12 protein-coding genes are annotated in these 16853 nt (G+C 61.3%); 10 read left to right on the top strand and 2 right to left on the bottom strand.

The annotated features are described in order from the left end of the window. Nucleotides 1-274 precede the first annotated feature (274 nt). From metG to HMPREF3055_RS07855, 4 genes are all read left to right on the top strand, one after another. A complete protein-coding gene (metG, locus tag HMPREF3055_RS07870; RefSeq protein WP_070738795.1) occupies nucleotides 275-1819 on the top strand; it encodes a methionine--tRNA ligase in 1545 nt (514 codons plus the stop codon). Nucleotides 1820-2198: 379 nt separating this feature from the next. Further along, complete coding sequence (locus tag HMPREF3055_RS07865; protein ID WP_005507396.1) at nucleotides 2199-2966, top strand: ABC transporter ATP-binding protein; 768 nt, start codon at nucleotides 2199-2201, stop codon at nucleotides 2964-2966. Nucleotides 2967-2969: 3 nt separating this feature from the next. Further along, complete coding sequence (locus tag HMPREF3055_RS07860; protein WP_070738794.1) at nucleotides 2970-5723, top strand: ABC transporter permease; 2754 nt, start codon at nucleotides 2970-2972, stop codon at nucleotides 5721-5723. Nucleotides 5724-5916: 193 nt separating this feature from the next. Beyond that, nucleotides 5917-6234: a nucleotidyltransferase family protein gene (locus tag HMPREF3055_RS07855; protein ID WP_005505534.1), complete on the top strand. Its 318-nt coding sequence runs from the start codon at nucleotides 5917-5919 to the stop codon at nucleotides 6232-6234. A 172-nt stretch (nucleotides 6235-6406) separates the two neighbouring features. Here the strand turns inward: HMPREF3055_RS07855 and HMPREF3055_RS07850 are convergent, their stop codons facing one another. Continuing rightward, nucleotides 6407-7276 carry a response regulator gene (locus HMPREF3055_RS07850; RefSeq protein WP_070738793.1) on the bottom strand — a complete coding sequence of 290 codons (870 nt, stop codon included), beginning with the start codon at nucleotides 7274-7276 and terminating at the stop codon, nucleotides 6407-6409. 41 nt (nucleotides 7277-7317) lie between these two features. After that, nucleotides 7318-8757: a histidine kinase gene (locus tag HMPREF3055_RS07845; RefSeq protein WP_210399388.1), complete on the bottom strand. Its 1440-nt coding sequence runs from the start codon at nucleotides 8755-8757 to the stop codon at nucleotides 7318-7320. A gap of 591 nt (nucleotides 8758-9348) precedes the next feature. Between HMPREF3055_RS07845 and HMPREF3055_RS07840 the strand changes: the two genes are divergently transcribed. From HMPREF3055_RS07840 to HMPREF3055_RS07815, 6 genes are all read left to right on the top strand, one after another. Next, the gene (locus tag HMPREF3055_RS07840) at nucleotides 9349-10779 is read left to right on the top strand and encodes a hypothetical protein (RefSeq protein ID WP_049342141.1); all 1431 of its coding nucleotides are present in this window, start codon (nucleotides 9349-9351) and stop codon (nucleotides 10777-10779) included. A 270-nt stretch (nucleotides 10780-11049) separates the two neighbouring features. Continuing rightward, nucleotides 11050-12105 carry a 3-isopropylmalate dehydrogenase gene (locus HMPREF3055_RS07835; protein WP_070688471.1) on the top strand — a complete coding sequence of 352 codons (1056 nt, stop codon included), beginning with the start codon at nucleotides 11050-11052 and terminating at the stop codon, nucleotides 12103-12105. Between the two features lie 354 nt (nucleotides 12106-12459). Further along, nucleotides 12460-13557, top strand: a complete 1098-nt coding sequence (locus HMPREF3055_RS07830) for a branched-chain amino acid aminotransferase (RefSeq protein WP_070738792.1) — start codon at nucleotides 12460-12462, stop codon at nucleotides 13555-13557. A gap of 248 nt (nucleotides 13558-13805) precedes the next feature. Then, nucleotides 13806-14558: a fumarylacetoacetate hydrolase family protein gene (locus HMPREF3055_RS07825; RefSeq protein WP_005507404.1), complete on the top strand. Its 753-nt coding sequence runs from the start codon at nucleotides 13806-13808 to the stop codon at nucleotides 14556-14558. A gap of 56 nt (nucleotides 14559-14614) precedes the next feature. Then, nucleotides 14615-16126, top strand: coding sequence for a glutamate--tRNA ligase (gene gltX, locus HMPREF3055_RS07820; protein WP_070738791.1), 1512 nt, complete (start codon nucleotides 14615-14617; stop codon nucleotides 16124-16126). A 2-nt stretch (nucleotides 16127-16128) separates the two neighbouring features. After that, nucleotides 16129-16596 (top strand): hypothetical protein, encoded by a 468-nt coding sequence (locus HMPREF3055_RS07815; RefSeq protein WP_070506016.1) that lies wholly within the window; start codon nucleotides 16129-16131, stop codon nucleotides 16594-16596. Nucleotides 16597-16853 lie beyond the last annotated feature (257 nt).

The raw sequence follows: 16853 nt of genomic DNA, 5'->3' as shown, positions 1-16853 counted from the left end.
CGAGGGCGGGTGCCCCTGTAGGAGCGAGGAGGGTGCCGAACCTCGAGCTAATCCCGCCGGGTGGTTCGTGGTTTGGGCGTGCGCCCCGTGCCTAGCGAACTGGTGCGGGGGAGGGCTGTCGCCTTTTAGTGTGTTGCTTGGTGATTTGGCGTTTTGCATGTGGCGCGGAGGAAACATGCGGCGTGGCAGCCTCCACCCACAAGCAATAAGCCACCGCGTATCAGAGTGTAACCCCGGTGAGAGCCTAGCCTAAGACTGCGGTAAACTGAAAGTTATGACTGCAACTCCGTTCTACATCACCACCGCCATCTCCTACCCCAATGGCAACCCGCACATCGGCCACGCCTACGAAACCATCGCCGCCGACGTGCTAGCCCGCTTCAAGCGCCTCGACGGCTTCGACGTGCGCTTCATGACCGGCACCGACGAGCACGGCCAGAAGATGCAGACCACCGCCGAGAAGCTCGGTAAGACCGCTAAGGAACTCGCCGACGAGAACTCCGCACGCTTCAAAGCAATGAACGACGCGCTGAACATCAGCTACGACCGCTTCATCCGCACCACCGACCCCGACCACTATGTCGCATCCCAGGCCATCTGGAAGCGCATGGAAGAAAACGGCGACATCTACCTCGACAAGTACGCCGGCTGGTACTCCGTACGCGACGAAGCCTACTACGCAGAAGACGAAACTGAAGTCCGCGACGGCCAGCGCTACGCCATCACCACCGGCACCGAAGTCGAATGGACCGAAGAAGAATCCTACTTCTTCCGCCTCTCCAAGTACGGCGACAAGCTCCTCGAACTCTACGCCAACGAAGGCTACGTCTACCCCGAATCCCGCCGCAACGAACTCATCTCCTTCGTCAAGGGCGGCCTCAACGACCTGTCCATCTCCCGCACCACCTTCGACTGGGGCGTACCCGTACCCGGCAACGACAAGCACGTCATGTACGTGTGGGTCGACGCCCTCACCAACTACCTGACCGGCCTCGGCTACCCCGATACCGACAACGAACTGTTCACCAAGTACTGGCCCGCAGACCTGCACCTCATCGGTAAGGACATCACCCGATTCCACTCCATCTACTGGCCCGCATTCCTGTGGTCCGCCGGAATCGAACTGCCCAAGCGCGTCTTCGGCCACGGCTTCCTGCTCGTCAACGGCGAGAAGATGTCCAAGTCCGTCGGTAACGTCGTTGACCCCGCAAACCTCGTTGACGCATTCGGCCTGGACGCGGTCCGCTTCTTCCTCATGCGTGAAGTGTCCTTCGGCCAGGACGGCTCCTACTCCGAAGAGTCCATCATCAACCGCATTAACTCCGACCTGGCAAACAACCTTGGCAACCTCGCCCAGCGTTCCCTGTCCATGGTCGCCAAGAACTGCGGCGATGCCGTCCCCACCCACGGCGAATTCACCGAAGCTGACCGCCAGATCCTCGACCAGGCGGCAGCCCTCTACGAGCCCGTCCGTGCAGACTTCGACGAGCAGGCATTCCACCGCGCTTTGGAACGCATCTGGACCGTCCTCGCAGACACCAACGCCTACTTCGCAGAACAGGAACCCTGGACCCTGCGCAAGAACGGCGAACTCGACCGCATGAACACCGTACTGTACGTAACCCTTGAGGTCGTACGCCAGGTAGCCCTGCTGCTGCAGCCCGTCATGCCCGACTCGACCGCCAAGCTGCTGACCCTGCTCGGCGTACCCGAAGGTGACGCACGCCAGTTCGCAGCCCTCGGCACCGCACTCGTGCCCGGCACCGAACTGCCCGCACCCGCACCGGTGTTCCCCCGCTACGAAGCACCCAAGGCATAACAGCTGCCTGAGTATCAGCGGACAGAGCCTGAGACAGCGCCGTAACTGATAGCGCTGTAACGGATAGTCTATGAAAGCCCCCGGCTTCCCCACCCAGATGGGGGAGGAACCGGGGGCTTTTCGCATACATATATAGGTGTAGGCGCGAGGCGGAGAAGCAGGGTAAGGATGCAGGGTGAGAACGCCGGGTGAGCCGCCACTCATCCTTAAGGATGATGCCGGTGCCCCGCCCAGCCCGCCTCAGGCTCACCTCAGCCCGTGGAATGAGTGGGGAATCTGCGCATCCGCAGGTCAAGACCCGGTGAACACCCGCCAAAATCAACCTGGAGGATGAGAAAAACCCTGTAGTCAGCGCCATGCTGCGTGAAATAATTGAACTATGACTACGACAACTCCTCACGCACAGACGGCACAGGTCGCCGTCTCCGCACGAAACCTTTCCAAAACCTACGGCATGGGTGAAGCAACCGTCCACGCCCTCAACAACGTCTCCGTCGACTTTGAGCAGGGCAAGTTCACCGCCATTATGGGCCCCTCCGGCTCGGGCAAGTCCACGCTGATGCAGACCATCGCAACCCTGGACACCCCCGACCCGAACCCGGCAACCTCGATTCGTATTGGCGGTACCGAGCTCTTCGGCCTGAAGGACAACGCCCTCACCGAATTCCGCCGCGAACACATCGGCTTCATCTTCCAGGCGTTTAACCTGGTGCCCACCCTCACCGCGGGCCAGAACATTGACCTGCCGCTGGGCCTCGCCGGTAAGAAGCCCGACCCGCAGTGGCGCGACTACCTGGTCAAGACCCTCGGCCTGGAAACCCGCCTCGACCACCGCCCCGAACAGCTCTCCGGCGGTCAGCAGCAGCGCGTCGCCATCGTGCGCGCCCTGCTCGCACGCCCCGAAGTGGTCTTCGCCGACGAACCGACCGGTAACCTCGACTCCAACTCCGGCGCCGAGGTGCTGCGCCTGCTGCGTGCCGCCGCAACCGACCACGCACAGACCATCCTCATGGTCACCCACGACGCAAACGCCGCCTCCTACGCAGACCGCGTGGTCTTCATCAAGGACGGCATGGTCGCCGGCGAAATGATCGAACCCACCTACGACGCCGTCCTCGGCGCAATGGCACAGCTGGAAGGTCGATAAGCCGTGGCAACCACACTGAACACGGTGGCGCGCTCCAATCTGCGCGCCTCCAAAGGAAAATACATCCTCACGGGCATAGGCATCGCGATCTCATCCTTCTTCATCGCCGCCATTATGATGCTCACCAACTCGTTGCAGGCGACCGTCAACTCCTCCGTTGGTGACGTGCTCTCCCGCGCCGAGGCGGTCGTCGCCTCCGCCGCTACAACCAGCGACGGTAAAGACAGCACCTCTATCTACCTGACCCGTGACCAGATTCAGAAAGTAGAAAAGAGCGACCTGCTCTCCGGCTACTGGGTACAGTACGCCGTCACGGGTTCGATCGGTACCGGCGACCAGAAAACCCCCGTGCAGTACAACCAGCTGCCCGCCGACTCTAGCCTCTTCCCGTACAAGGTGCAGGGTAAAATCCCCAGTAGCAACCACGAAATCATGGTCTCTACCTACTTCGCGAAGAAGCACAACCTCTCGCTGAACGGCAAGGTCACCAGCACCGACGTTGTAGAATCCGTCAGCGCCCCCGGTACTGACAAGACCGCCGAATACACCGTCGTCGGTCTGTTCGACCCCGGTTTTGAAGGCTCCACCACCAACCAGGCTGTCTTCATTGGCGGCACCAGCCTCGGCGAAGCCACCCTGAAAGCAGCCGAGACAGAAAACAAGAGCTCCGCGGCAGGATACCGGGGCATGGCTGGCGCGAACCTCATCTACCTCAAGTTCAAGGACGGCGTAACCGACGCCAAACTCAAGAGCCTGCAGGATACCCTCAGCAGCGGCGACACCAAGAACGACCCGCGCGTTATGACCGGTCAGAAGCTGCTGGAAGACTACCAGAAGAGTATCTCCACGGTCTTCACCTCCATTAGCGTGGTCCTGGGTGCCTTCGCGGCACTGGCTCTGCTGGTTTCCTCCTTCGTCATCTCCAACACCTTCGCGGTGCTGGTCGGCCAGCGCATCCGTGAGCTGGCTCTGCTGCGCACCCTCGGCGCCCGCGGCGGCTCCCTTGTACGGATGCTACTCATCGAATCCATTACCGTGGGCGTGGTGTTCTCCCTCATCGGTGCGCTGTTGACCTACCCGGTTGGCGCGCTGGTTGGTGCAAACCTCACCACCATCATGATCTCCTACTCAATCACCCCGATCCTGGTGAGTGTGCTCCTCTGCACCATCGTGACGGTTCTGGCGTCGCTCTCCCCGGCACGAAGCGCCCTGCGCATCTCGCCCATCAGCGCGATGAGCGAGCACACCAACCTTGAGGTGCGCAAGCCCGGCAAGGTCGGCCCGATCCTGGGTCTGGTCTTCGGTGCCGCAGGTATCGGCCTGGCTATGCTGGCTCAGAACCAGGGTTCCGGTGAGGGTGCCGGCAATAAGGCCATCCTCCTCATGATGGGGGCCGCGCTGCTGCTCGGTATCGCGGTCTTTCTCCTCACCCCGCTGGTACTGCCCCCGCTGGTACGTGCCCTCGGTAAGGTCACCCGCACCCAGACCGGCAAGCTGGCGCTCGCCAACGCACTACGTTCGCCCAAGCGCACCGTCTCCACCGGTCGTGCCGTGCTGGTGGGTACCCTGGTCGTATCGACTGTGCTGACCGGTTACTCGGTGCTGAGCGCCTCGCTGACCAAAGCCCTGGATCAGCAGTACCCGATTTCTGCGCAGGCAAAGTACAGCTCGTATGACCAGTCCGAGGCAACCTCCACCGTGACCAAGGCGGAGGAAATCGCCTCCAAGGTCAAGGGTATTAAGAACGTTCAGGCATCCGCCGTCGGTTACGCAGCCGGTGTGGTTGACTACACCGTCGAATACGAGGGACAGACCGCCAACCAGAATTCCGACCTGGTGGCGCTGAGCTCCTCCGATTTGAAGGCAATCCTGCCGGGCGAAAACTCGAACCTTGCGGATGACACCGTGCTCGTACCGCAGGGCCTCTGGAAGTCCGCTGGATTGAATGAGTCCAGTCGTCTGAAGGCACACGGCCCGCTCGGCGAAGTGGAACTCAAACCCGTCAAGTCCGCAACCAAGCAGAACCTGCTGATCGTCAACCCTGCCACCGCCGCCAAGCTGCAGGACGCCAAGAACCCGCAGAAGGTTGCCAACCCCGCCGCTGAGGAAGCTCAGAAGCGCATGGAAGAAGCAATCGCCAGCGGTGACCAGGAAGCTCAGACGAAGGCAGCACGTCTGACCGTCACCAGCCAGGCAACCGGTAACGACACCGTCGTTCTGGTGCGCGCCGCCTCCCCGCTGACCAGTAGCGAGAACGCGACCCTGCAGGCTGACCTGAACCGAGCCAGCCCGGACAGCTCCTTCACCGGTGGCTTGCAGGAACGTCAGACCTACGACCAGTTGCTGACCGTTATGCTGACCTTCACCCTGGTGATGCTCATGCTCGCAGTGGTCATCTCGATTATTGGTGTGGCGAACACGATGACCCTGTCGGTCAACGAACGCCGCCGCGAGAACGCGATGCTCCGCTCGCTGGGTCTGTCCCGCAAGCAGCTGCGCCGTATGATTTCCATTGAGGCGATTCTGATTACGCTCGCCGCAGTGGTGCTCGGTATGGTTTCCGGTGCGGTGATTGGTAGCCTCTCTGCGCAGATTATTATGTCTTCCATGAGTGCTTCCGCCCCGCTGGTGCTTGACCTGCCGTACGTCTGGTACGTAGTCATCCTCATGGTGGGTGTGCTCGCCGCGATGCTCGCTTCGGCTCTGCCTGCGGCTCGTTCGGCTCGCATGTCCCCGGTTGAGGGTATGCGCGGCTAACCCGGCATAGTCACAGTATTCGGTGTAGTTCCGGATACTCGGCGTGAGAAAGCCCCGGAGGGTGCCTCGAGAGGAGGCGCCCGCCGGGGCTTCACTGTGTCCTCTAGTCTGCCGTGCTCTCTATTCTGCTGTGCTTGTACTCTCAGATTCTTGGAGCTGACCTGTAGCATGGCTTTGCGCGTATGATGGGTGTATGAGTACTAGCCACCCCAATCTGCGTCGCGGGTACACGCTACCCCATGAAGCGGAGGTTCTTCAGATCCTCCGTGACGCTGGTGTGCGCCGTGCCCGACTCTTCGGCAGCGCCGCCCGCGGTGAGCTGACCGAAACCAGCGACCTGGATTTTTTGGTGCAGATGCCGGGGGTAGCCCCTTTTGACGAGTTCATGCAGATGGTCGATGCTCAGCACCGCATTGAACAGCTGACCGGCCGTAGCGTTGATATGGTCACCCGGTTGCGCCCCCGCATCTATGCGGAGGCAGAACCAGACATGGTGGAGCTGCCGCTATAAGAAGTTGCCTGAGCTGATGAGCGACTTTGAACGAATCATCGACGAGATAGAAGAAACTACTTAACTAAAGAGCCCCGGAGGGTGCCTCGATCAGGAGGCGCCCGCCGGGGCTTCGCTGTGTCCTCTAGTCTGCCGTGCTCTCTATTCTGCTGTGTCCTTATATAAGGGAACGCTAGTGGGCGATACCCGCCTCATACGCCATAATGACCGCCTGCACACGATCACGCGCACCCAACTTCGCCAACACATGCGACACATGCGTCTTCACCGTCGCCTCCGAAAGCACCAGCTCCCGCGTAATCTCCGCATTCGACAAGCCACGCGCAATCAAACCCAGCACCTCAAACTCACGCGGCGACAACTGCTCAATCAACTCACGATGCGGATAATCCTGCACAGGCTCAAAGCTTGCATGCTCAGCCGGAATAAACGTCGCCTTAGGAAGCTCAGAACCAGCAGCCGGGGGAATAGCAGGAACAGACTCGGCGGCAGGAGCGGCAGGAACGGCAGGAGCGGTAGGAACAACAGGAGCGGGGGAGTCCAGCACCGGAATCATGTGCTCCAGTAGGCGGCGAGTTGCAGACGGCGCAATCACCGCATCGCCGCGGTGCACCGTACGAATCGCCTCCAGCAGCTGCTCCGGCGGAGTGTCCTTCAACAAGAAACCGCTCGCACCCGCACGCACCGCCGAATACACGTACTCATCAATATCGAAGGTCGTGAGCATAATAATGCGCACCCGCTCATCCTCTTCACGCTCGCCGTCACGCTCCAGAATACGGCGCGCCGCCTCCAGGCCGTCGCAGTGCGGCATGCGCACATCCATGAGGATGACCTGCGGCGCCTGCCCCTCAGAGACCATGCGGTCAAAAACGTCAATCGCCGCCAGGCCGTCATCGGCTTCCATGACGACCTGCAGATCCGGCTGGGAGTTGACGAGCATGCTCAAGCCGCCGCGCACTAGGCGCTGGTCGTCAACGAGCATCACGCGGATCGGCTGGGTGGTCTGTGGTGCAGAAGTCTGTGGTGCAGAAGAGTACATAGTTTCAATCCTAGATTACGAGGTAGTAGAGGACACTGGTATTAGAGGTCGCGGTAGGGCAGCGCCGCCTCAACGAGCCAGCCGCCGTCAGGCTGCAGACCGTAGGTGAGGGTGCCGTGGTAGAGGGCGATGCGCTCGCTCATGCCGCGCAGACCGTTGCCGCTACCGGGCACCGGGCGGGCGATGTGCTGAGCCGCGGCAGAGGAAACCGGGCTGTTCTGAACCCGCAACTGCAGACCATCCTTACCCCAGTGAATAGTGACGGTGGTTGCCGCGCCGGGGGAGTGCTTGAGCGCGTTGGTGAGCGCCTCCTGCACGGTGCGGTACGCCGCCAGCTCGGCACCCTGCGGTAGGGTGCGCGCCATGGTGCCGGTGATTCCGGTGAAGGTGACGGGTAGCCCGGCGCGGCGGCTCTGCTCCACGAGGGCGGGCACATCGTTGAGGGTGGGCACGGGTGCGTAGGCGGTTGCCTCGTCCGTGCGGAGTAGCCCGAGGAGGGAACGCATCTGGGTGAGGGAGTCGCGTGCCGTGTCTGCGATGAGTTCGAGGGTCTGCTCGGCAATATCCGGTTCGCTCTGCTGAGCCTGACCCGGCTGCTCTGCCTGTTCAGTCTGCTGCTCTGCCTGCTGTGCCTGTTGTGTTTGCTGGGCGCGTGCGGTGCGGGTGCTCGCGGCTGCGTAGCGTGCCCCGTCCGCCTGGGAAATAATGCTGGAGAGCGAGTGCGCCACAATATCGTGCATTTCGCGGGCGATGCGGGTGCGTTCGTCCTGCGCTGCGAGGCGGCGTTCCTGTTCCTGCTCGTATTCGAGGCGGCGGGCGCGTTCTTTGAATTCCTCGCTGCGCAGTTCGCGCATGCGGCGGGAGTCGCCGAGGAACCAGAAGACGGTGAAGATGGATCCGCAGAGCACGCCGAGCATCAGGGAGATGAAGATGCGGGCGGGCATGTCGTCCCAGTGGTAGAGGAACGAGAGCGAGGCCTGCACGGTGACGGCGAGTGCGCCGACCCAGCCGAGAATGAGGGCGCGGAAGCGGGCGCGACGGGTCCAGTGCCTGCCGGTGTGGTAGGCGGCAAGGCTGACCGGCGGGTAGCAGGTGAGGGCGAGTGAATCGGGGAAGGGAGACAGGAAGGTTAGGCAGAGCGCCGCGATGACCACGTAGATGCTTCCGTAGGGGAAGTGGTAGCGGAAGTAGAGCGCGGTGGTGCTGCAGAGCGCGGAGATGATCGGAATCCAGCCGTAGCTGTTGACGAAGGCAACGGAGAGCACGCCGCAGAAGAACTGCAGGTGTGCGACGACGATAACGTTCATCCAGCTGCGTTTGTCTCGGAGGTAGCTTTGCACGCGGCTGGAGGCGGTGATTGCGTCGGCGGGCAGGTCGCTGCTTTCTGAGATGCCGAGGGTATGCGTTACGGCGTAGCCGGGTTCGGCTGTCTCTGCGCTGTGCTGTGGGTTCTTCTGGGGTTCGGTGTGCTTGAGGGGCATGGTTCTAGTGTATCGGGGGTGTTTGTGAGGGATTGTGAGCCTCTTTTTTGCTCTCACGTGCAGGAATATTCTGTGGGTTTGTGTGTGGGGGTGTGTGCTTGGGTGGGTGCGACACGCTAAAAATAGCTATTTTTAGTGACCTTAATTACTTTTTTGTGGATTATTTATTCAACTAAGACTTGAGGGTTTGGGGTTGTATGGGCTTTGAATTTGGGTTTAAGAGACCTGAAACTCCCTTAAGTAACCTATTTGGGTTGAAAAACCTTCAAGTAATGCGGAGAGTTTAAGGGAAACCCCCTCATCAAACCATTTTTGGAGCCATTGCGGTACAGGTCCTTGATGGGTATAGTTTTAGCCGTACCCGAAATCTATGCCGATGGCCCAAGGCCTCGCAGAGCGAACACCAAGCGCTCTGAAGTGCACCTCCCTATATATGGGGAGCGGGATACAACATTATGTCGTTATCACCACAGAGGTTAGGCGCAAGCCTACTTCACTCACTCGAATCTCATCAGGTGACGTTCTTCGCCGTACACGACGGCGGGTGATAACTTTTATTCCTCAAAATGACATCACTCTCGAAGGACATACATGTCTACTAACATTTCTCGCCGCAAGGTTGTAGCTGGCGCAGCATGGGCTGCTCCGGTTGTCGCAGCTTCCGCTGCAGTTCCCGCTTTTGCTTCCTCCACCGAGTGTGAGTGGAACTCCACCGAAAACTACAGCATCTCCGGTCAGCCCTCCGGTGCACGCGACACTCTGAAGATTACTATTCCCGCTAAGGTCGACAAGCTCCGCTTCGAGGTTGCTGGTGGCGCAGGTGGCGGCTCCGCTCAGGTTGCTGGTGGTTCCGGTGCTCTCGTGACCGGTGAAATCCCCGTCAAGGCAGGCCAGGTTGTTGAGCTGGTCGCAGCTGCCGGTGGTGTAGCTTACCTGGCGTCCGAGCCCGGCGTTGACAGCGCGGCTATTTGGCAGACCCGCCCCGCAACCGGTGGTAAGGGCTACGGTAACGGTGGTGACGTAAACGAACAGCCCGTTCCCGCAGACGCTAAGGCTCGTGTTGAAGCTATCGCGCCCATGCCTTCCGATATGAAGCGTTACCTCTACGGTGGTTCCGGCGGTGGCTCCTCCGCTCTGGTTATTGATGGCACCCCGATTGCTGTTGCAGGTGGCGGTGGCGGTGCGGGTATCCGTACCCAGCCCGGTACCAACAACATGCCCGCAAATAGCCCGTTCTACAACCCCAAGGCAGTCAACGCTTCCACCACCAGCCTGGGTGACACTGCGGTTAAGTCCGTTCTGCCCGCAGGTGCAAGCGCATCCGCAGCAGCCGGTGGCGACGCTGAGACCTCCGTCTCTCACTACACCGTTCTGAAGCCGCACGCCTCTGAGCGTACCGCTATGAAGGTTGCCGGTGGTAAGGGTGGTAACGGCGGCGTTGGTGGCGCAGGTGGCGAGCAGCCCCTGCTGTACAACGACAAGGCTAACGTCTACGGTGTTCTGGGCTTCACCAGCCAGAACAAGCAGGAGCTCTTCAGCTCCTCCGTTGCTGGCGACAAGGGTGGCTCCGGCTTCGACGGTAAGGGTGCAGACGGCGTCTTCGCATACTCCTACCAGATTGACAACAACGACATTTCCAAGCTGGAAATCGTTCACCAGACCAACCCTGTTAACCTCAACGAAAAGCGCCCCTACAGCGAAAGCGACACCCGCAAGTCCTTCAACGGTTACCAGACCGTTGTCTCCGCAGGCGGTGGTGCAGGTTACGGTGGCGGTGGCTCCGGTGCTGCTCGCGGTCTCTCCGCTATCATTACCTCCCAGAAGTGGAACGCTAACGAAGAACCCACTCGATACCGCCAGAACGTTAGCGCACTGCTGCAGGCAGGCGCAGGTGGCGCAGGTGGCTCCTACGTTTCCCCCACCGTTCCCAATGGTGAGATTTCCTCCGCTAACAACGCTGCAAAGCAGTCCGGCGTTCGTAACCCCGGTTACGTGAAGGTTACCCTCTGCACCCGCTCCTAATAGCAGTAGCGCATAGGGTCCTCACGCTGAGTGAGAACTCATAACAATATTCCCCGGCTGAATTATCAGCCGGGGAATATTGTTTTAACCGGCAGGAGCTGAACACCCCAGAATCCAGAACCCCAGAAGCCAGTGGGCACCGGGTCGAACCAGAAGGGTAGGGGAGTGGCACGGCAGGAGCTACAGCTAGTCAGACGTCGTCTAGCCCAGAGTCTGAGAACCCGCCCGCACACTCTACCGCCCACCCGCGGCGCGTATTACGGTAGAGGCATGACTGAAGCACGTAGCATCGACCTCGCCGTCATCCCCGGCGACGGCATCGGCCCCGAAATCATTACCGAAGCCCAGCGCATCCTCACCCGCGCCTGCGAGCTCGAAAACATCACCGTAACCCCCACCCACTACAAGCTCGGCGCCGAGCACTGGCTGGAAACCGGTGAAACCCTGCCCGACTCCACCATGGACGCCCTCAAGCAGCACGACGCGATCCTCTTCGGCGCCATCGGTGCAGACCCGCGCAGCGGCAAGATTCCCTCCGGCCTCATCGAACGCGAAATGCTCCTGAAGCTGCGCTTCGCCTTCGACCACTACATCAACCTGCGCCCCTCCCGCCTGTACCCCGGCGCAGTCTCCCCGCTCGCCAACCCCGGCAACATCGACTTTGTGGTCGTGCGTGAAGGCACCGAAGGCCCCTACATTGGCAACGGCGGCGTCATCCGCGGCGGCACCCCCCACGAAATCGCCACCGAAGTCTCCCTCAACACCGCACACGGTGTGGAGCGCCTGGTGCGCTACGCCTTCGAGCTGGCGTCCACCCGCCGCAAGAAGGTCACCCTCGTGCACAAGACCAACGTGCTCACCCACGCAGGTCGCCTCTACAACCGCTACTTCACCGAAATCGCGGCTGAATTCCCCGAGGTTGAGACCGACTACCTGCACATTGACGCGACCACCATCTTCATGGTCACCGACCCCGCCCGCTTCGACGTGATCGTCACCGACAACCTCTTCGGCGACATCATCACCGACCTCGCAGGTGCAGTCACCGGCGGTATCGGCTACGCGGCAAGCGGCAACATCAACGCCGTCGGCGAGTTCCCCTCCATGTTCGAGCCCGTACACGGCTCCGCACCGGACATCGCCCGCCAGAACAAGGCAAACCCCACCGCCGCAATCCTCGCCGGTGCAATGCTGCTGCGCCACCTCGGCCACGATGCCGCCGCAGCCCGCATTGAGGACGCTGTCGAGGCAGATATGCGCGAAAACGGTGCCAGCGTGCGCGGAACCGATCAGGTTGGCGCGGACGTGCTCGCACGCCTCGGTTAATACTTGCCCGGCTAAAACTGGCTCGGCTAAAACGTGAACTACGCTAGTGAAGCCCGGAAGGAACACACCTTCCGGGCTTCACCTGTTCACATCCTGAATGGGAGAAAAGGTGCGCATGCGGCAAACGCATCTTTCCGGTACTCTAAACAGGTCAGGCACACCCGCCCGGCACCTCGGCGGTGGACACCATCCACCACTAGCTTTGATGCATCCAACTAGCACAGACCGCTAGATGCACCATCTGCCCCGCACGACAACGCGCCCGGCGGCACACACCGGTCCCTCGCCCCGCCGCGAGAACCGCCACTCAAAGAACGCCCACAGAGGCAACTAGACGAAGAGGAACGCAGAACGATGGCAACCGAATTCAGCCACGAAGCAAACCAGTCACCCGCCACCGCCGAACGCCGCGCCGAAATCCTCGCAAACCCCGGCTTCGGTGACTACTTCAGCGACCACATGGTCACCATCGACTGGGAAGGCGACTACAAGACCGGCGGCACCTGGTACGACGCACGAGTTCACCCCTACGGCCCGCTCGTCCTCGACCCCGCAGCATCCGTGTTCCACTACGGCCAGGAAATCTTCGAAGGCATCAAGGGCTACCGCCACGCCGACGGCTCCGTATGGACCTTCCGCCCCGAAAAGAACGCTGCACGCTTCGCGAACTCCGCACGGCGCCTCTCCCTGCCCGAGCTGCCCGAAGAGACCTTCATCGAATCCCTGCGCGAACTCGTGAAGGTAGACGAGCAGTGGGTACCCACCGGCGACGGTGAAGCCTTCTACTTCCGCCCCTTCATGATCGCAACCGAGGCATTCCTGGGCGTTCGCCCCGCACGCCACGTGCAGTACCACGTGATCGGCTCGCCCGCAGGTAACTACTTCGGCACCCCCGAACCCGTAGACATCTGGCTCTCCACCACCTACGCCCGCGCAGGCGAAGGCGGCACCGGTGCGGCAAAGTGCGGCGGTAACTACGCAGCATCCATGATCGCCCAGACCGAGGGCGAGAAGCACGGCTGCAAGCAGGTCATTTTCAAGGATCCGCACCGTGGCGACGCCATCGAAGAGCTCGGCGGCATGAACGTGTTCTTCATCTTCGGCAAGGAAAACAAGATCGTCACCCCCGAACTGACCGGCACCATTCTGGAGGGCGTGACCCGCTCCTCGCTGATTCAGCTGGCTAAGGACCGCGGCATGACCGTCGAAGAGCGCGCAATCACCCTCAACGAGTGGCGTGAAGGCGTGGCAAACGGCGACATTACCGAAATCTTCGCCTGCGGCACCGCAGCAGTGGTCGCGCCCATCGGCAAGCTCAAGGCAGAAGACTTCGAAATCCCGGCACCCACCGAGCACTTCGGTGAAATCTCCAAGAGCCTGCGCGAAGAGCTCGTCGGCATTCAGCTCGGCACCGTTGAGGACCGCCACGGCTGGATGACCCGCCTCATCTAAAACGTGAATCTAACGTAACCCGCGAAATCCCCGCAGGATGCTCCGCCCGACCCCGCACGTCGCGCGGCGAGCAACCCGCGGGGATTCGCTGTGCCCGGCGAATAGTGCGCGCGGCGTTGATAGCGCGAGGACAGGGGAGGGGAGGCGCACCCCGCCGCCGTCCCTCGATAAAACCCGCCCCGCCGAACCCGACCCCGCTAAAACCCGACCCGCCGCCCGCACCCTCGAAGGCTGGTACTCTAGAAAGTATGCGTATTGCACGATTTACCGTAAATAATGAGCTCCACTTCGGGCTGGTAGAAGGCGACGCAGGCGAAGAAACCCTGCGCGTACTCGCCGGCGACCCCTTCTACTCGGGCATCGAACCGACCGGCACCACCTACCCCATCGACCAGGTGCGCCTGCTCGCCCCGATCATCCCCCGCTCCAAGGTGATTGGAGCGATCGCAAACTGGGCAGGAACCGAGGCACCCGCCTCCCCGCAGTTCTTCCTCAAGCCCAACACCACCGTAATTGGCCCCGGCGACCCCGTGACCCTGCCCGAGTACTCCGAAGCCGTCAGTGCAGAAGGTGAACTCGCCGTCATTATCGGTCGTATCGCCAAGTCCGTGCCTCTTGAGCGCGTGCACGAGGTCATCTTCGGCTACACCGTAGCCAATGACCTCACCGCCCGCGACCTGCTCGAAGACCGCCAGTGGACCCGCGCTAAGGGCTTCGACGGCTCCACCCCGCTCGGCCCCTGGATCGAAACCGACCTGGACACCGACTCACTGAACATCACCACCTGGGTCGACGGCGACGTCGTGCAGGAAGGTAACACCTCCGAAATGCACTACTCTGTAGCCGAACAGGTTGCCGCAGCCTCCGAAATCTTCACCCTGCTGCCCGGCGACGTACTGCTCACCGGCACCCCCGCCGGCATCAGCGTACTGCGCGACGGCAACGAAGTAGAGGTCGAAGTCGAAGGCATCGGCTCCCTCGTCACCCGCGTGCGCGACTAAACAGCCCGCACCCAAAACGTAACGTACATCCTGAAACACACCGTCAAGGAGACATCATGACCGAATACCACGGTCCCGTACTCAACAGCCCCGCAGACACCCGCGTCCGCTTCTGCCCCTCGCCCACCGGCACCCCGCACGTGGGCATGGTCCGCACCGCCCTCTTCAACTGGGCGTACGCACGCCACACCGGCGGCAAGCTGATCTTCCGCATCGAAGACACCGACGCAGCACGCGACTCCGAAGAGTCGTTCAACCAGGTGCTCGAATCCCTGCACTGGCTCGGCATCAACTGGGACGAAGGCGTTGGCGTCGGCGGCCCCCACGAGCCCTACCGCCAGTCCGAGCGTAAGACCGCAGGCATCTACAACGAGATCTTCGAAAAGCTCGTTGAAGGCGGCTACGTGTACGAAGACTTCTCCACCCCCGACGAGGTGAAGGAACGCCGCAAGGCAGCCGGTCAGGACCCGCAGCTCGGCTACGACAACTACGACCGCAACCTCACCGAAGAGCAGAAGGAAGCCTACCGCGCCGAGGGCCGCCAGCCCGTGTGGCGTCTGCGCATGCCCGACGAAGACATCACCTTCAACGACCTCGTTCGCGGTGAAATCACCTTTAAGGCAGGCACCGTACCCGACTACGTGGTCGTCCGCTCCAACGGCGACCCGCTGTACACCTTCGTGAACCCCGTCGACGACGCACTCATGGGCATCACCCACGTGCTGCGCGGCGAAGACCTGCTCTCCTCCACCCCGCGTCAGATTGCGCTCTACCGCGCACTCATCGACACCGGCGTGACCACCTTCATCCCCGAGTTCGGCCACCTGCCCTACGTCATGGGCCAGGGCAACAAGAAGCTCTCCAAGCGCGACCCCGAGTCGAACCTCTTCCTGCTGCGCGACTCCGGCTTCATCAAGGAAGGCCTGCTGAACTACCTGTCCCTGCTGGGCTGGTCCCTCTCCGCAGACCAGGACGTCTTCAGCATCGACGAGCTCGTCGAGCACTTCGACGTACACGACGTTGTCGCCAACCCTGCACGCTTTGACGTGAAGAAGGCAGAGTCCATCAACGGCGACCACATCCGTGCGCTCGACCCCAAGGACTTCCGCGACCGCCTCATCCCGTACCTGCAGGCTGCAGGCGTACTCGGCGAAACCCTCACCGAACGTGAAGAGCAGGTCCTCACCGAGGCTGCACCTCTCGTTCAGGAGCGTATGCAGCTGCTCGGCGAAGCACCCGGCCTGCTCGCATTCCTCTTCAAGAGCGACGACGAGATTACCGTGGCTGACGACGCACGCAAGCAGCTCAAGGAATCCGCACCGCAGGTCCTCGCCGCAGCAATCGAGGCACTCGAGCCCCTCGAGGACTTCACCGCAGCCAGCATTGAGGCAGCCCTGCGCGCCGCAATCGTCGACGGCCTGGAAATCAAGCCGCGCCTCGCATTCGGCCCCGTGCGCATCGCAGTGTCCGGTGAGCGTATCTCCCCGCCCTTGTTCGAATCCATGGAAATCCTGGGCAAGGAATCCTCCCTCGCACGTCTGCGCAAGCTTGCCGCTGAACTGAGCTAACCATGAGCCAGCCGAATAACCAATCCATCATCGGCAAGGCGCTGCTCAAGGGCACCCTCATGGCGCTCACCAACGCCTGCATTATCTGGCTGATTCTGTACATCGCCAACATGGACAAGTCCGTCTTGATGGTGGTCGCTGTTGTCGTTGCGGCAGCCTTCGGGTACGTGACCGCCTACTTCGAGGCGCGCGCCGCCCTGAACGCTCAAGAAGCTCAGGCACGGCACGCCCGCGGTGGCGACGTCAGCAGCTCGTCTGACGGCGTAGACACTTCGGATTCTTCGGACTCTTCGCGTGAAGAGGACGACGAAGACGACTTCGTGGACCCGGGCCCCGACCCGGACGCGGGCGACTTCGACGCCGGAAGCTCCAGCAGCTACAGCAGTTCGGACTACAGCAGCTACAGCAGCTCCGACTACTCTGGCGGCGGCGATTCCGGTGGAGGCGACTCTGGCGGTAGCAGCGACTAAGCTCTAGAGAATCCCCTTATCCAGCGGGAATCTGACGACCGAAAGGTCTGAAGGAAACCCGGTGGATAAGGGGATTTTTCATAAATTTGAGAATATTTTTTGTGATGGGTATTTCCTGTAAAACTACTAGTCGGTATCTTTTGCGGAGGTGAATCTGGCTCCATTTGAGGGAGTGTAGCAAGAATTTGGTTTGCGCACCCCGGTAAAGGCTCGTATAGTAGTACCTGTTGTTGCGACGAACTGAAAAGTTCAAAGCG

The sequence above is a fragment of the Rothia sp. HMSC061C12 genome (assembly GCF_001815755.1).
Taxonomy (GTDB): Bacteria; Actinomycetota; Actinomycetes; order Actinomycetales; family Micrococcaceae; genus Rothia; species Rothia mucilaginosa.
Note: the sequence above shows the minus strand (reverse complement) of the source record. Positions and strands in the feature narration are given on the sequence as shown.

What these genes read in the sequence shown, in the direction of transcription:
- metG (WP_070738795.1), top strand. Translation starts at nt 275, where the DNA reads ATGACTGCAACTCCGTTCTACATCACCACCGCCATCTCCTACCCCAAT.
- HMPREF3055_RS07865 (WP_005507396.1), top strand. Translation starts at nt 2,199, where the DNA reads ATGACTACGACAACTCCTCACGCACAGACGGCACAGGTCGCCGTCTCC.
- HMPREF3055_RS07855 (WP_005505534.1), top strand. Translation starts at nt 5,917, where the DNA reads ATGAGTACTAGCCACCCCAATCTGCGTCGCGGGTACACGCTACCCCAT.
- HMPREF3055_RS07850 (WP_070738793.1), bottom strand. Translation starts at nt 7,276, where the DNA reads ATGTACTCTTCTGCACCACAGACTTCTGCACCACAGACCACCCAGCCG.
- HMPREF3055_RS07845 (WP_210399388.1), bottom strand. Translation starts at nt 8,757, where the DNA reads ATGCCCCTCAAGCACACCGAACCCCAGAAGAACCCACAGCACAGCGCA.
- HMPREF3055_RS07840 (WP_049342141.1), top strand. Translation starts at nt 9,349, where the DNA reads ATGTCTACTAACATTTCTCGCCGCAAGGTTGTAGCTGGCGCAGCATGG.
- HMPREF3055_RS07835 (WP_070688471.1), top strand. Translation starts at nt 11,050, where the DNA reads ATGACTGAAGCACGTAGCATCGACCTCGCCGTCATCCCCGGCGACGGC.
- HMPREF3055_RS07830 (WP_070738792.1), top strand. Translation starts at nt 12,460, where the DNA reads ATGGCAACCGAATTCAGCCACGAAGCAAACCAGTCACCCGCCACCGCC.
- HMPREF3055_RS07825 (WP_005507404.1), top strand. Translation starts at nt 13,806, where the DNA reads ATGCGTATTGCACGATTTACCGTAAATAATGAGCTCCACTTCGGGCTG.
- gltX (WP_070738791.1), top strand. Translation starts at nt 14,615, where the DNA reads ATGACCGAATACCACGGTCCCGTACTCAACAGCCCCGCAGACACCCGC.
- HMPREF3055_RS07815 (WP_070506016.1), top strand. Translation starts at nt 16,129, where the DNA reads ATGAGCCAGCCGAATAACCAATCCATCATCGGCAAGGCGCTGCTCAAG.